This is a genomic window from Mucilaginibacter sp. GW821-FHT07H05 (assembly GCF_059418485.1).
In genome coordinates, this window is sequence record NZ_JBWKPY010000010.1 from 69800 (window position 1) to 84131 (window position 14332).

13 protein-coding genes are annotated in these 14332 nt (G+C 45.5%); 4 read left to right on the forward strand and 9 right to left on the reverse strand.

Features of this window, described 5'->3' with window-relative positions; all coding sequences use genetic code 11:
• Positions 1-110: 110 nt before the first annotated feature.
• Complete coding sequence (locus tag AC07M6_RS23900) at positions 111-2654, forward strand: zinc-dependent metalloprotease (RefSeq protein ID WP_494893895.1); 2544 nt, start codon at positions 111-113, stop codon at positions 2652-2654.
• Between the two features lie 152 nt (positions 2655-2806).
• Here AC07M6_RS23900 and AC07M6_RS23905 read toward each other — a convergent pair whose 3' ends face one another.
• The 3 genes from AC07M6_RS23905 to AC07M6_RS23915 form a co-directional block, all read right to left on the reverse strand.
• Positions 2807-3205, reverse strand: coding sequence for a YtxH domain-containing protein (locus AC07M6_RS23905; protein WP_494893897.1), 399 nt, complete (start codon positions 3203-3205; stop codon positions 2807-2809).
• A gap of 79 nt (positions 3206-3284) precedes the next feature.
• On the reverse strand, positions 3285-4298 hold the full coding sequence (locus AC07M6_RS23910) for a hypothetical protein (RefSeq protein WP_494893899.1): 1014 nt from the start codon (positions 4296-4298) through the stop codon (positions 3285-3287).
• Positions 4299-4571: 273 nt separating this feature from the next.
• On the reverse strand, positions 4572-4763 hold the full coding sequence (locus tag AC07M6_RS23915; protein ID WP_494893901.1) for a cold-shock protein: 192 nt from the start codon (positions 4761-4763) through the stop codon (positions 4572-4574).
• Between the two features lie 288 nt (positions 4764-5051).
• Between AC07M6_RS23915 and AC07M6_RS23920 the strand changes: the two genes are divergently transcribed.
• The 3 genes from AC07M6_RS23920 (at position 5052) to AC07M6_RS23930 (ending at position 7619) form a co-directional block, all read left to right on the forward strand.
• Positions 5052-5597 (forward strand): DUF4199 domain-containing protein, encoded by a 546-nt coding sequence (locus AC07M6_RS23920; protein ID WP_494893903.1) that lies wholly within the window; start codon positions 5052-5054, stop codon positions 5595-5597.
• A 155-nt stretch (positions 5598-5752) separates the two neighbouring features.
• On the forward strand, positions 5753-6469 hold the full coding sequence (locus tag AC07M6_RS23925; protein ID WP_494893905.1) for a zinc metallopeptidase: 717 nt from the start codon (positions 5753-5755) through the stop codon (positions 6467-6469).
• Between the two features lie 421 nt (positions 6470-6890).
• Positions 6891-7619 (forward strand): LytR/AlgR family response regulator transcription factor, encoded by a 729-nt coding sequence (locus tag AC07M6_RS23930; protein ID WP_494893907.1) that lies wholly within the window; start codon positions 6891-6893, stop codon positions 7617-7619.
• A 2-nt stretch (positions 7620-7621) separates the two neighbouring features.
• On the opposite strand, the gene AC07M6_RS23935 is transcribed toward AC07M6_RS23930, so the two are convergent.
• From AC07M6_RS23935 to AC07M6_RS23960, 6 genes are all read right to left on the reverse strand, one after another.
• Positions 7622-8929, reverse strand: coding sequence for a L,D-transpeptidase scaffold domain-containing protein (locus tag AC07M6_RS23935; protein ID WP_494893909.1), 1308 nt, complete (start codon positions 8927-8929; stop codon positions 7622-7624).
• 155 nt (positions 8930-9084) lie between these two features.
• Positions 9085-10758, reverse strand: coding sequence for a L,D-transpeptidase family protein (locus AC07M6_RS23940; RefSeq protein ID WP_494893911.1), 1674 nt, complete (start codon positions 10756-10758; stop codon positions 9085-9087).
• Positions 10759-10791: 33 nt separating this feature from the next.
• Positions 10792-11154: a DUF2200 domain-containing protein gene (locus AC07M6_RS23945; protein ID WP_494893913.1), complete on the reverse strand. Its 363-nt coding sequence runs from the start codon at positions 11152-11154 to the stop codon at positions 10792-10794.
• A 149-nt stretch (positions 11155-11303) separates the two neighbouring features.
• Entirely contained in the window at positions 11304-12116 is an 813-nt protein-coding gene (locus tag AC07M6_RS23950; RefSeq protein WP_494893915.1) for a helix-turn-helix domain-containing protein, read from the reverse strand.
• 20 nt (positions 12117-12136) lie between these two features.
• Positions 12137-13108, reverse strand: a complete 972-nt coding sequence (locus AC07M6_RS23955) for an aldo/keto reductase (protein ID WP_494893917.1) — start codon at positions 13106-13108, stop codon at positions 12137-12139.
• A gap of 309 nt (positions 13109-13417) precedes the next feature.
• Positions 13418-14332 (reverse strand): PepSY-associated TM helix domain-containing protein (locus AC07M6_RS23960; protein WP_494893919.1); only part of this gene is annotated, 915 nt, incomplete at its 5' end.

The following is a 14332-nucleotide window of genomic DNA, read 5'->3' on the forward strand; positions in this document are numbered from 1 at the left end:
TGATAATTTATTAAAAAATCGGATTAAACGTAAATGATTATTAAGTTTACGATACGTTTATTGATCAAACTTTACGTTTTTATGCACACTAACCCAAAACAAATCACCACATGAAAAAATTTCTACTGTTTTTTTGTACGGCCATTACACTTACAGGTATTGCTAATGCCCAAAACAGGCAACCGGGTGGCGCCCGCGGCGATGCGGCCGGCCCGGCAACTACCATAGCAGCCGTAACGCAAAACTTAAAAAAATTTGAAGGCTATTTTAACTTTTACTACGACGAAAAGAGCGGGAAAGTTTACCTGGAGATTGACAAGTTTAATACCGACTTCCTATACTTCAGTTCGCTGGTAGACGGCGTGGGTAACGGCGGCGCCGAGCGCGGGCAGGCATCATCGGTAATTACCAAGTTTGTAAAGGCCGGGCCAAAAATATTTTTAGTAGAGCCGGTAACCAGTTACCGTGCTGTAAATGGTAATGCGGATGAGGTAAAGGCAGTTGAGCACAATTTTGCTAAATCGGTGATCTTTGCGTTTACCCCCGCCGCTATTGAAGGCGATAAAGTATTGGTTGATTTTACACCGTTTATTGTGCGCGATGTGATGCATGTAGGCGACGGTTTAGGCGGTGGCCGCGGTAACCCGGGTACCGCACAGGCAGCCGGCGGACGTGGCGGCGCAGGCGGCGGCGGTGCCGGTGGGGCTTATCGTTTAGATGAGACCCGGTCGGTTGTTTATATGGACAATACCAAGAATTTTCCTAAAAACTCTGAGTTTGAGGCCATGCTTACCTTCGCCGGCAGCGGTGGTGGCGGCGGCCGTGGTGGCCGTATAGCGCCCGATCCAACTTCGGTTACCCTGAACGAGCATCAGGCCTTTATTGAACTGCCTGAACCCGGTTTTAAAATGCGCAAGTTCGATCCGCGTTCGGGCTTCTTCAACTTCCAGTACATGGATTTTGCAGCACCGATGACCGAGCCGATCACTAAAAAATTCATCGCCCGCCACAGGCTCATCAAAAAAGACCCGTCGGCGGCGGTTAGCGAGCCGGTTGAACCGATCGTATACTATATTGACCGCGGCGCTCAGCCTATCATTAAAAAAGCCCTGCTTGAGGGCGCAGCCTGGTGGAACCAGGCTTTTGAAGCGGCCGGGTTTAAAAATGCCTTTATTGTAAAAGAATTGCCCGAAGGCGCCGACCCGATGGATATCCGCTATAATGTGGTGAACTGGATTACCCGGTCGGGTACGCCTAACCGCGCGTTCTCTTATGGTTCGTCTTATAGCGATCCGCGTACCGGCGAAATCATTAAGGGCGTGGTTACGCTGGGATCAGACCGCCATCGCGAGGATTTCCTGATTGCCGAAGGCCTGCTGCAACCTTATGAGGACGGCAAACCTGTCAGTAAAAAAATGGAAGAAATGGCGCTGGCTCGGATCCGCCAGTTATCAGCTCACGAAATTGGCCATACACTGGGTTTAACCCACAACTTTGCCGCCAGCCCTAAGGACAGGGCATCGGTAATGGACTACCCTTTCCCCCGTTTCAGCATGAAGGCTGATGGTACCATCGACCTGTCTGACGCTTACGCTAAAGGTATTGGCACCTGGGATAAACGCGCCATTATGTGGGGCTATTCTGATTTCCCTAAAAATGTGGATGAAAATGCCGCGCTGGACAAGATCATGAAAGAGACGCTGGCACAGGGCTTTAAGTACATCCCGGATATCGGCGGGAACGCGCACCCCATGTCTAACCAGTGGGAAGACGGTGTTAACCCGATCGATCAGTTGAATAAACTGATGGCCATCCGCAGGCATGTGCTGGATAATTTCTCGGAGAAAGCTATCCGCGAAGGCGAGCCCATGAGCACCATTGAAGAAGTTTTGGTGCCGATGTACCTGCTGCACCGTTACCAGTTAGAAGCGGTTGCCAAATCTATCGGTGGCTTATACTTTACCCACGCCGTTAAAAACGACGGACAGGAACCTACCAAAATGGTTGACCCTGCCGAGCAATGGCGAGCTTTTGATGCCATGATGGCTACGATTAGTCCGGATGCTTTGGCATTGCCCGAAGCTTTGATACAAAAGATCCCGCCGCGCCCTTCGGGTTACCCGGCAAGTGTGGAAACCTTTAGCGGACATACCGGCCCTACCTTTGACCCTATTGCCGCAGCCGAAAGCGCGGCCGAAACTACGATTGATTACATGCTGATGAGTGAGCGTGCCGCCCGCCTGGTAGAGTACAATGCCCGCGACAGTAAGCAACCCGGCCTGTTAGCCGTATTGGATAAAATGATAGACCGTACCTGGAAAGCCCCTTTAACGCCGGGCTATAAAGGCGAGTTGCAGATATTGGTGAACAACCTGTTTTTAAAACATCTGCTGGGTTTAGCTGCCGACACCCGGTCGGGCGAGAACGTGCGCGGCGAAGCTTTGCTGAAAGTGCATGAATTAAAAGACTGGATGACCAGCAAATTAGCTACCGCCGAAGCCAAGCAAAAGGCATCTTTATATTTTGGCTTATCTGAAATTGAAGAATTTGAAAAAACGCCAAACAAGTTCCAGCCCGAGCCTGCGCTGGAAATGCCTCCCGGCGCCCCTATCGGCATGCCGAATATGGATTTTGAAGTATGGAGACAGTATTAAACAAGCCCGTAAATAACAAAAAAGCACCCCATAATCGGGGTGCTTTTTTATTGAAAGGGACTGTCAGCCTGAGCTTGTCGAAGGGTGCGTGGGCAGGCCCTCGCTCCATGCTTCGACGGGCTCAGCATGACAGCCGGGTTATCGTTTAGTATTTATCCGCCCTGCACGTTGTTATTCACATCGCTCACAACGTTTCTGGCTTTTGCTTTGGCGTTGTTTAACAGATCTTCGCCAAACTCGGTAGCCTTATCGGTATAATCACTCGCGCTTGCTTTAATAGAATCGCGGATCTGATCTTTATAATCAGACAAATTGCCCACGACCCCATTTATTTTTGACTTTGCACGATCGACAACATTGCCACCATAGCCACGCAGTTCATCTGCGGTTTTTTGTGCTTTTTCTTTTGATTTTTCTACCAAATCATTGATATAATCGGCTACCTCGCCGCGTATTGCCCCACCTTTATCGGTTGTAAATAACAATCCTATGGCGGCACCCGCTGCAGCACCCACTAAAAGAGCCGCGATAATTTTAGTTTGATCTTTCATAATTATTTAATTTTTAAATAGATGTATATATGATAGATCAACAAAAACCCTGCCGCTATGTTTATTTTAATATCATTTATTATTGCAGGGCGTGCAGTTCGGTTTTGCCATTGAGCCAGGCTTGCCAGTCGAGCACCACTTTATCCCAGTTAAAAATTTCGTAATTAACCGCGCCATCGGGTTTTAAGGGGAAATAATTATGATCAAGCCCGGCGTAACATTTAAAAGTGAAATTGTTTTTATGCAGGCGGATCATTTCCACACGCAGCAGGTCGGTATATTTTCCAGACTGATCGTTAGTGCCATAGGTAACCAGCACCGGGATAGTTAGCTTTTGCAAATATTCAATAGGCGGTATTGATGATTGATAAGTACCCTTGTTGGTATCACCTTTCTTTTGGCTTACATCATTAGGTTTGTTCACTATCCGCTGCCATTCCCGGAAACGGGCCTCGGTTTTTGCCCCGGTAGGGTCAAGTTGCCGCTCCTGCCCTATTTCGGTCATAATACGGCCAAACGGATTTTCGGACGCGTAGATCAGCTTGCCTACATCGGGCGATATCAATGCCAGCTTAGCCGCAACTGTAGCCCCTTCCGAATGACCGGCCACCACAACCTTTTGCTTTAGTGCTACAAAGTCTTGCCGCAATAAAAACCTTAAAACCTCCTTATCGCGGTTGGCCAGGTAATCAATATAGTTATGCTGCTGATACACTTGCGGCATTAGTTTAGTTGCAGGGTCGTTATAAACATAATCTTTGGTTAACAGGCTATCCGGTGCTATCACCGGAACCCCAGGCTTACCTATAATGGCCAGGTGATATTGGTTAAGCAGGCTGTCTGTTTTAAAAACAAACACAAAATAGGGTTTGCCTGCTTTATCTAAAATTATCAGTGGTATGGGTAATGATCCCTGCGCAAAAAGGAAGATCGGTTTGCGTTTTTTTTCGTCACCTTTTTTAGATAAAATAAGGATATCAACCGGCAGTTTTTGATAAACCGTTTGCAGGTGGCGGTAACCAAAATCTTCGGGCTTATGGTTTTGAGCCATCACAATTGCCGGTATAAGCAACAGGAATAGTAGTTTTTTCATGAATTAAGAAGGTTTGGATACCCAAATAAAGGATAAAATACCGGGGCACGGGCACCATTTAACTTTCTTTAACAGGGCTTTAACGTTATTTAACAAATAAGCGGTGATTGTTGCTATTTAACCACAAAGGTCACAGAGAGAGAAGCACAAAGCAAAGCACGCAAAGCCAAAAATCCTGTAAATCCGTTAATCTTATCAATCCGGGTTCTGACAAAAAAAAAGCGCCCGACTTGTGAGCCGGACGCTGAAACGATTTTGATGGTATTATTATACTTAGATAACTTTTACATTTACCGCGTTTACGCCTTTTCTTCCGTTTTCAACTTCGTAGTTTACTTTGTCGTTTTCACGGATTTCGTCGATAAGGCCTGAAGAATGTACAAATACGTCCTGACCACCACCGTTAGGGGTGATAAAACCGAAACCTTTTGTTACATTGAAAAATTTTACTGTTCCTTCGTTCATTGTATTGTATTATTATATTTTTAAAGCTCGCAAGGTAAGTAAATAAAACTAATTAATGCCAAATTAAAAATCGAGAGGGGTTAATATGAGATGGAGTTGACGTGCAAATTGCAACTAATTAACTATTAACTTAATCCTGCGTCGGGATAGGATGATCAGGAACATGAATAAAAAAAAGTATCACCTTTTAGTACTAATATGGCTTTTTATATTAAAATCACCCTAAAGTATGAGCAAAAATAGCCCGCGATAATTCAACTTTGAACCGCAAACAATAAACTAAACAAAATGAAAAGAAATGTAATTGTATTTGGATTGATATCAGGACTAATGGTATCGGCCTGGATGTTATGCGGTGTTTACCTGTGTTATAATAGCCGCGGCAGCTTTGAAGGTAATATGTTATTGGGCTATGCCTCAATGATATTAGCTTTTTCACTGGTATTTGTAGCTGTAAAAAACTATCGCGACAAATACAATAATGGGGTTATCAGTTTTGGGAAGGCTTTCAAATTAGGATTTTACATCGCGCTGATCGCGTCGACCATGTATGTACTGGTTTGGCTGGTTGATTATTACCTGTTCGTCCCCGATTTTATGGATAAGTATTCTGCACATATAATTAGCCAGGCTAAAAGTAGCGGGAAAAGCGCCGGCGAAATTGCCGACCAAATAAAAGAGATGAGCAGCATGAAAGAAATGTACAAGTCGCCCATAATGGTCATATTGATCACCTATATGGAGATCCTTCCAATAGGGCTGCTTGTATCCCTTATCGCTGCATTAATATTAAAGCGCAAAGCAGGTAACGATAGTGCGGTTGCAGCAGGTTGATCGTAATTACAGGATGACATAAAACAAAAAGAGGTTGTTTCATATTGGAGACAACCTCTTTTGTGTTTATACCCGAAAGAGCCCCATTGGGGCATTAAACAGGGATAAATTAAAAAAAATGCAAACCAGTGCACAAACCGGTGGTTTTACATCATATGATCTGCGGTTTTATCATTTCGTATGGCGCCGGCTGGCTGCTGATGATCATCGTCAGCGTAGTTAGCCTCCTGGTGCAATGGCGCTTCCGGAGCCAGTTTCAAATGTATTCGGCTATGCCGCTCGCATCGGGCCTATCTGGTGCCGAGGTAGCCGAACTGATGTTGCGCGACCATCGCATCACCGATGTACAGGTAATATCGGCAGAAGGGCAATTAACCGATCATTATAATCCGGCCAATAAAACCGTCAACCTGAGCGAATCTGTTTTTTATGGGCGCAGTGTTGCGGCGGCGGCGGTGGCCGCGCACGAATGCGGGCACGCCGTACAACATGCCCGGGCTTATGCCTGGCTTAACCTGCGCTCGGCATTAATACCGGTGATCAATGTGGCATCTACCCTAACACAATGGACGCTGGCCATCGGCATCCTGTTACTTTTATTTACGCACAATGCTTTTTTACTGCTGATAGGCGTAATAGCTCTGGCAATTATTACCTTATTTAGTTTTATTACACTTCCTGTCGAATTTGATGCCAGCCGCCGGGCGCTGGCCTGGCTGCAAGCTAATTACACGGTGATGCGTGCCACCACAGAGCACCGCGCTGCCGCTGATGCTTTATGGTGGGCAGCAATGACCTACGTGGTAGCGGCCTTAGGAGCCCTGGCAACGCTTGTTTATTATGCCTCTTTTTTGTTTAACCGGCGGGATTAAAACGGCATGAGCTTAAACTATCGCTGACATTTTGATCATTTATTAACTCCCCTGCCATATTTGATATAAAAGCAAGGATTTTTTGCCGAAAATTATTCAAAGTGATAAGGTTTAGGTTGAAAGTCTTCGGTTTAATTATATGCAAACTAAGAATTATACGATACAGCGTAAAAAAAGTTATACCAAACGGGTTATTCTATATATAAAGAATGCACATACAGCAGGATTTACTTTTTGAAAGGAGATAATATACTATCTTTACAACTATCAGAAGTATATCAATAAAGGCGCAATAATACGTTATGAGACGACGGACCGCTGATACATTTGCAGCTATACGTTTAAGACAATACCGGATAACAAAGCCTATAATATTGCACCCTGACTATCATTTAAATTATTGAAATAACTATTAATAATAATGAATACATGCTATGTAATTGACGACGATTACTATTCCATAAAAGTACTTTCGGGCTATATTGCTAAAATGCCCGACCTGAAACTAATTGGCAGTAGTTTAAGTCCATTGCAGGCTATTCATGATATTAATGAAAGAAAGGATGTGGATATTGTTTTTCTTGATATCGACATGCCTGAATTGTCGGGACTGGATGTGGCCGACATGATCGCGCCATCGGCCAATATCATATTTACCACCGCGCATGACAGGTATGCCGTGCGTGCATTTGAGAAAAACGGTTACGATTTCCTTTTAAAACCCATATCATTTGAACGTTTTATCGCATCGGTAACCAAAGTAAAACGCCTCATTAATACCGGGCGAACCAGTGATAATTTACCTGATTGCTTTTTTATAAATCCGGGCGTTAAGGGCAAGCTGATCAGGCTGGATTACAGTGAGATACTGTATATAGAAGCACTGAAGAATTATATTATCATTTACACACCCACCGATAAGCATATCACCTATTCATCCATGAAAGAGGTTGAAAATGCTGTTCCCGACACCCGTTTTGTACGGATACATAAATCTTACATCGTCAACATCGAAAAAATTAAGCTTATAGATGGTAATATGGTGGTGTTGCCAAATGAGGTGGTGCTGCCTATGGGCCCGTTATTTAAAAATAACCTGATCCGGATCATAGATGCCATAACACTTGGAGGTGGCCGTAAAAGCAATTAAAATTATCTGTTTGTTTGATATAAGGCTTGCTCTAATTTTCCGTCTAACTGGTAAATATCCCCGTAAGTAACCACCTGGCCGTCCCTGACCATGCAAGTGAGATACGTAACCTTAAAGGGTACAGGTGTTTTTAATGGTAAAGCCCGGCTTTTACCTGAAGTTACCGACTGACGCAGCAAAGCTGTTTGACCCGCCGATCCTTGTGTTGCCAGCAATAGTTCGGCAAAACGCTGTGGCTCTTCCAATCCAATATTACCCCGGCTGAATGCGCGTTGTGTGGCTTTAAACCAGGCTGTTTCCGGCATTTCTACCAGATCTATCCGGTGACGGTTGGCGAACAGGAAAACCAATAATGCCTTTGCCTGCCCGGGCCGTTTTGCCAGCATGTTAGGCAACTGTTCCATAATGCGTAGTTGATTGGGCAATTCGGCCCTGGGCACTGCAGCAACAGAATAGATAGCGCTTTGCAACAACGGTGTTGGGGTAGACGGACTGCCGGTAACAACCTTAAAGCGATAGGTAGTATCCTTCAAGAAAAGGCTTAAGGTAAACGATGGGATATTTACCTGTATGTATGGCTTCTCTCCTATATCCGCCCAGCGTAGCCGCTCCATATTAACAGCCACTTTACGCACGCTCGCTTCGGGTACTTCGTAACAATCGTCCAGGTACTGCCCCTTCCATTTATGCAGCCATTGCTGCATGCTGATATACGCCTGCGACTTGGGTTGTACTGCTAAAACAGAAGGCATGATATTATTTTGCAGTAAAGCATTCATTAAAACTACATCCATACGTACATCTCCCTGCCCGGCATCAATTCTTGCAAGGGGAAGTTCAGGATTCAGTTTGCCATAATGCAGATGGTTCAGGATAGTGAGCATAGCATCGGTAAGCATGATATCAAACCTTGCCTGGCGCTCTTTACTGATCTTGCCTGGCTGCTCAAAAATCTGGTGCAGCAACTCGTAACGCAGCTCATCCGGGTGATAATCGGAATGGGCCAGTCCATATTCCAATACACAATCCATCAGCAGCATCGCTTGCCATGTTTGTCCGGCCTCGTCTTTCTCTTGTTTCAACCAAACCGGCTGAAAGTTTTGAGACACATAAAATCGTTTAACGGAAAGCGGAAAGTATAAAGGCAGCTGTTTTTTAGCATGTAACTGTAAGCTGATCTGGTCGGCAAGGCCGGTATCTATCACTGCAGCTTTTGATTGGGTTGTAGTCAACAACAATAAAACAATACAAAATAGTTTGCCGCTATAGGCTTTTACCAATACTGAAGCTTTTATTCCGGAGATTTTCATTGCCTGATTTTTTATCAAAATTCGGCTTAATCCTACCTTTAAATAATGATGCCGGTCAGTATTGAGCATGCGGCCGGTCATATTTTTTGCTTTGCGCCAAAGCGCTAACCAAACTCGCTCAGGATCATGGGAAACCTTACTCCCAACAAACCCGGTTAACGCTGCTTTTCCTGGTCGCCTTTGCCGGTGAGCAGCATTGCCGCCAGCGGGCCGTCAAGCCGGTAAATATCTTTCCTGAAATTAAGCTGGTGCTCGCGATCAATGAAGGCCGTAAAATAAGCGATAAAAACGGGCACCTTCTTTTGCAGGGTCACGTATTGTTCTTTACCGGCATGCATGGCCTGATCTATTTTTTCGGGAGTCCAGTTTTGCTGGTCTTTCAACAGGAAACCGGCCAGCTTTGCCGGTTCCTGCACCCGGATACAGCCATGGCTAAAGGCACGGGCGGTTTCGCCAAACAGGGATTTAGACGGCGTATCGTGCAGATAGATATTATAACTGTTCGGAAACAGGAACTTCACCAGTCCCAATGAGTTTTTAGGGCCGGGCAGTTGCCGCACAACCGGCAACCCTTCTAAATAACCGTTGACCTGCATTTGGTGATCAGCCAAATAATCCGGATGCTTCTTCATTTCCGGGACGATCTCTTTGCGCACAATACTCGGCGGCACTTCCCAATAAGGACTGAACACCACATACCTGATCTCGCCGTAAAAAATGGTAGTTTGATGTACCGTTTGGCCTACCACCACGTTACAGCTCCATAACAAACTGTCGGCATGGTATACATGCAATTTAAACTCGGGGATATTAACCGCCAGGTAATCTGCATTTAAGCGTACCGGCAACCAGCGGCTGCGCTCCATATTAACAATAAGCTGTTCTATCCTGCTCTTTAAAGGTACATTCAGTTCGGCAAGCGTTTCTTTATTTAATAAACCATTTGCGTTAAGGCCGTGCCGGTTTTGGAAGTGTTTAACGGCGGCCATCAACTCATCGTTAAAAGTGTTATTGAGGGTATCGCTATGAAAATCTTCCAGCTGGTATAAGCGCTTTTTAATAGCAGGTATCATAACCGACGTATCGCCCTGCTTAATTTTAGCGGATAGTACAATCGGGGGCCAGTTTCCCTGCGCATCCAGGTCGCGGTATTTCTTCAGGTAGTTTCTTAGTAATTCATACTGCCGGTAAACCGGTTCGGCCAGCGCGGTTTTTTTGGCAGGTTCCTTTAACAGGCTGTCCAGGTATTGTTCATAATCTACCTTTTTGCGGGGCAGGTACCAGCGTGCAGACTGACTTACGGCATTGCTCATCCCCTGCCAGGCCAGTTTAGAAAAGGCAAAATATTGCGAGGTCAGCATCAGCTCGGCCTGTACATCCGGCCGTTTGGGATTGATGTTACTGATCAGCGAGTCCAATGTTTTTTGATAAGGAACCGCTTGATCAATGCCTTCATTTTGCAGGTTCAATATCCGGTTAGATAAATTGCCGGCCTGTTCAATTAGTTTTCCGTTTTCAAACCAGGCGTAAGCATATTTTCGCCGCTTATAAAAATTATTGATCTCGCCGGCATAAGTATTAAACACCGGGTAACTTTTTAAAAACCGGTTGATCTGTGTGCTGTCAAAAACGGCTTCTGATTGCCCGCTGAAATTACCGGGGATCGTTTGGTTCCATTCTTTGGTTAACGAGTCTGTAACCTGTTGTTGTTTAACCTTCTGCCCGCAGCCGCTCAGCGCCCCGCCAATCACCCAAAAGAACAACAAAAAGTATTTTGAATGCCTGTAGTACCTGGTATTTTTACTGCGGAAACAAGGAATGATTATCATATGCTCACTAAGATACGATAACGACACGAAACCTTAGCCGCGCAAAATTTTTTCCATCTTTCTGCCTTTCGCCAGTTCATCCACCAACTTATCCAAATACCTAACCTGCTGCGTCAAAGTATCCTTGATTTCCTCTACACGGTATCCACAGATTACGCCTGTAATAAGGTTTGCATTGGGGTTTAACGAAGCACGTTGGAAGAACGTTTCAAAAGTTATTTTCTCTTCTATTAGTTTCTGCAGCTTGTTGTTATCGAAGCCTGTTAACCACGTTATCACCTGATTCAATTCTTCCTTTGTTCTGCCTTTCCTCTCTACTTTTGCGAGATACAAAGGGTAGACCGAGGCAAATGTCATTTTTGCGATACGTTGATTGTGTATATTGGAGGTGTCCATACCTTGTATTTGGCGTTAACCTTTTATGCTATTTTTAAACAATAGATTTTGCCTTTTCTTCGCTTATTTTCTATTCGATTGAAACGCATAACAAAGATATCAATTCCTTTTCCATTTTCTGTTGATATACTTTCAGCTATAAATAGCGGTCAGCTAATCAACTCTTTGGGTGCTATGCCGAATTTTTTCTTAAAGGAATGCGAGAAATGTGAGAGGCTTTCAAATCCCAGGTCGAGATAGATAGCAGAGGCTTTCTTGTGCCGGTTTTCTATCAGATGCCGGGCTTCCGTCAATCGTTTTTCCTGCAGCCAATGCCGCGGTGCCATGCCGAATGTTTTTTGGAAATCGCGCTTGAATCCTGCCAGGCTTCTGCCGGTGAGTCGCGCAAATTTCTCAACCGGTACATTAAAATGAAAATTGCTGAGCATGAATTTTTCCAGGTCGATCTTATAAGGTTCGGAAAAGTCAAATAGAAAGTTTTTGAGCTCAGGCATGGCATGTATCAGCAATTTCACCCCCTCGTTCACTTTCAGCATACCCATAGCCGCACTTAAGTTTCCGGCCGGGTTACGGACATAGGGTATGACAGATTGAAAGTAGCCCTGCAAAAAATCGTTTCCCGGAATCAATATATTCGACGGGCCGGTATATTTCTGCTGTACCTCGATTTGCTCCTCCAGCGCGATCTTTCGGAGCAGGTCTTCCTGTAGTGAGATGACGATTGTTTCATAATCCTCATCAGGTAGCGGCGTTTTGGTGATCTGTCCCAGTTGATTCTTGCCGATCAGCAACATCTCGCCCCGTTTCATCGAAATTTTCTGATCAGCAGTTTCCAGGGTAAACTGTCCGGAAACCTGCAATACCAGCGTATTGTGCGACATAAAGCCCACTTTATCCTTTCGCTTGGTAGAGAGGTAAGCGTAAAAGATGACTCCCGGAATAATTTCGGTTGGATTCGTCATGAAGTAAAGATAAGAAATAACTAACGTTGCAGGTAGGTGCCGCCCAGTATGGCGCCCGGCGCAAATTGTATGTTTAATATTTCCATTTCTTCAGATGTGAAAACGACCTCCATCGCCTGTATATTTTCCGGCAGGCGTGATCTGCGGCTCATGCTCACCAAAGGCATAATATGATCGCCCTGTGCATTCACCCAGGCGATGGCCAGTTGTGTTGGGGTCAATCCTTTTTCCTTTGCCATGGCTTTTAGCACCTCAACTTTCTCCAGGTTCTTGATCAGGTTATCTCCCTGAAAACGCGAAAAGTGGTTATGATAGTCATCGGCAGCCAGCGGTGCTTTTAGCTCACCGGTGAGCAAACCTTCGGCGGTATTGGCAAAGGCCACTACGCCGATACCCAATTCTTTTGCTGCAGGCAACAAGTCGCTTTCAATCTGGCGGTCGGCTAAGGAATAGCCGATTTCCAGCGCGGTTACCGGGTGCACGCTATGGGCCTTGCGTAGCTGATCTGTCGTGACTTCAGAAACGCCGAGGTGACGTACCTTGCCTTCTTTGATCAGGTCGGCAACCGTGCCAATCACATCCTCTACCGGAACGCTGTTATCCAATCTGCATGGCTGATAAAGATCAATCGTATCAATGCCCAAACGCGTCAACGAATAGTTGATAAAGTTTTTGATAGCGATGGGGCGCAGATCCAAACCTAACCATTGACCGTTATAGAATATAGCACCAAACTTGACACTGATAAAGGCGTCGTCCCTCCTGCCTTTGATGGCTTTGCCCACCAACAGTTCGTTGTGGCCGCTGCCATAAAAGTCTCCCGTATTCAGGAAGTTGATCCCATTATCCAACGCGGCCTGAATGGTAGCCACACTTTCATTTTCATCATTATGCGGGCCACCCCAAACAGAAGACATGCGCATGCAGCCTAAACCAAGCTTTGATACAAGTGGCCCATTTTTACCCAAGTTTATTTTTTTGATATTTTTCATAGCTGATATTTTATATATTAATCATACAAAAATCAGCCTTTTTGCCTGGTTACAATAGCGCTTACGGCTCAATTTACTTGTCTATACGGCTCACCTGCTGCCGGGGTGCCGCGGCCTTTTGCGCAATAAAACTTCATAATGCCGGGAACCAGGCTTGCGCCATTTATTTATTGATAAGTTGTTTCACCGCAGCCTTCAATCCAAACCATATTCTTAATTCGTCCAGAATGATCGAAGTTGGCCCCCCCATAGCGCCTGACCTGCCTGCCCGAAGATCATCTCCGGCGCAGGCAAGCAGGACTTTGATCTTTAGGCTAAGGGCGGGGCTGCTTTCTTCTTCTTTTTGCCCCACTTGCGGTTATACCAGATCAGGGTACCCGTCACCGGTAAACTCGCGCCGATCATACAGGCCAAAAAGGCCAGCATCTTGGTCGGCAGGCCAAGGATCTGCCCGGTATGGATATCAAAATTCATCCGGTAAAGTTTTTCGCCCGCTGATATTTCGCTATAAGGCCGGTCTTCCTCATCGATATACTGCAGGGGTTTCAGCGTACTTTGATCATAGAAATAAGTAGCACGGTTATAAATAAGGGTACCATCGCCGAAAAAGACCATGGCCTGGTAGGGTTCTTTGGCTTCATCGGGAACTGGTAAAATGATACGTCCGAAATCGGGATCACGTTTAACGGTTTGCTGCCAGATATGATCCAGCGCAACACTTACCGCAGGTTTGGCCGTCAGCGTTGTATCCGAAAAAGGATCATCTTCTTTGAGTTCGACGGGCGCTTTCCAGGTCAGGGTGCGGTACATGCCATGCCTGAACCAATCGAAGGTGAAATAAATGCCGGTGATCGTCAGGAACAAGATAAAAATGGAAGCATAAAACCCAACCACGTTGTGCAGGTCGATATTCAGCCGTTTCCAGTTAGCGTTCGATTTGATCTTAAAGCTTTTATCACGGTTCTTTTTGTTCCAGTTACGCGGGTACCACCAGATCAGCCCGGTAATGATGATGACCAGGAAAACCAGGCAGGCCGAACCGACGATGGGGCTGCCGATTTTTTGCGGCAGCCATAAAAAGCGGTGACCTGCGCGCACAAACAGGATAAACATTTCGAAGCCTGAAGGCTTACGCTTATCCAGGATGATGTGCCCGTCATAGGGATCAACAAAGATATTGGCAAAGCCTTTCTTGCCAAAAGTATAACCGATGCTGACCGAACG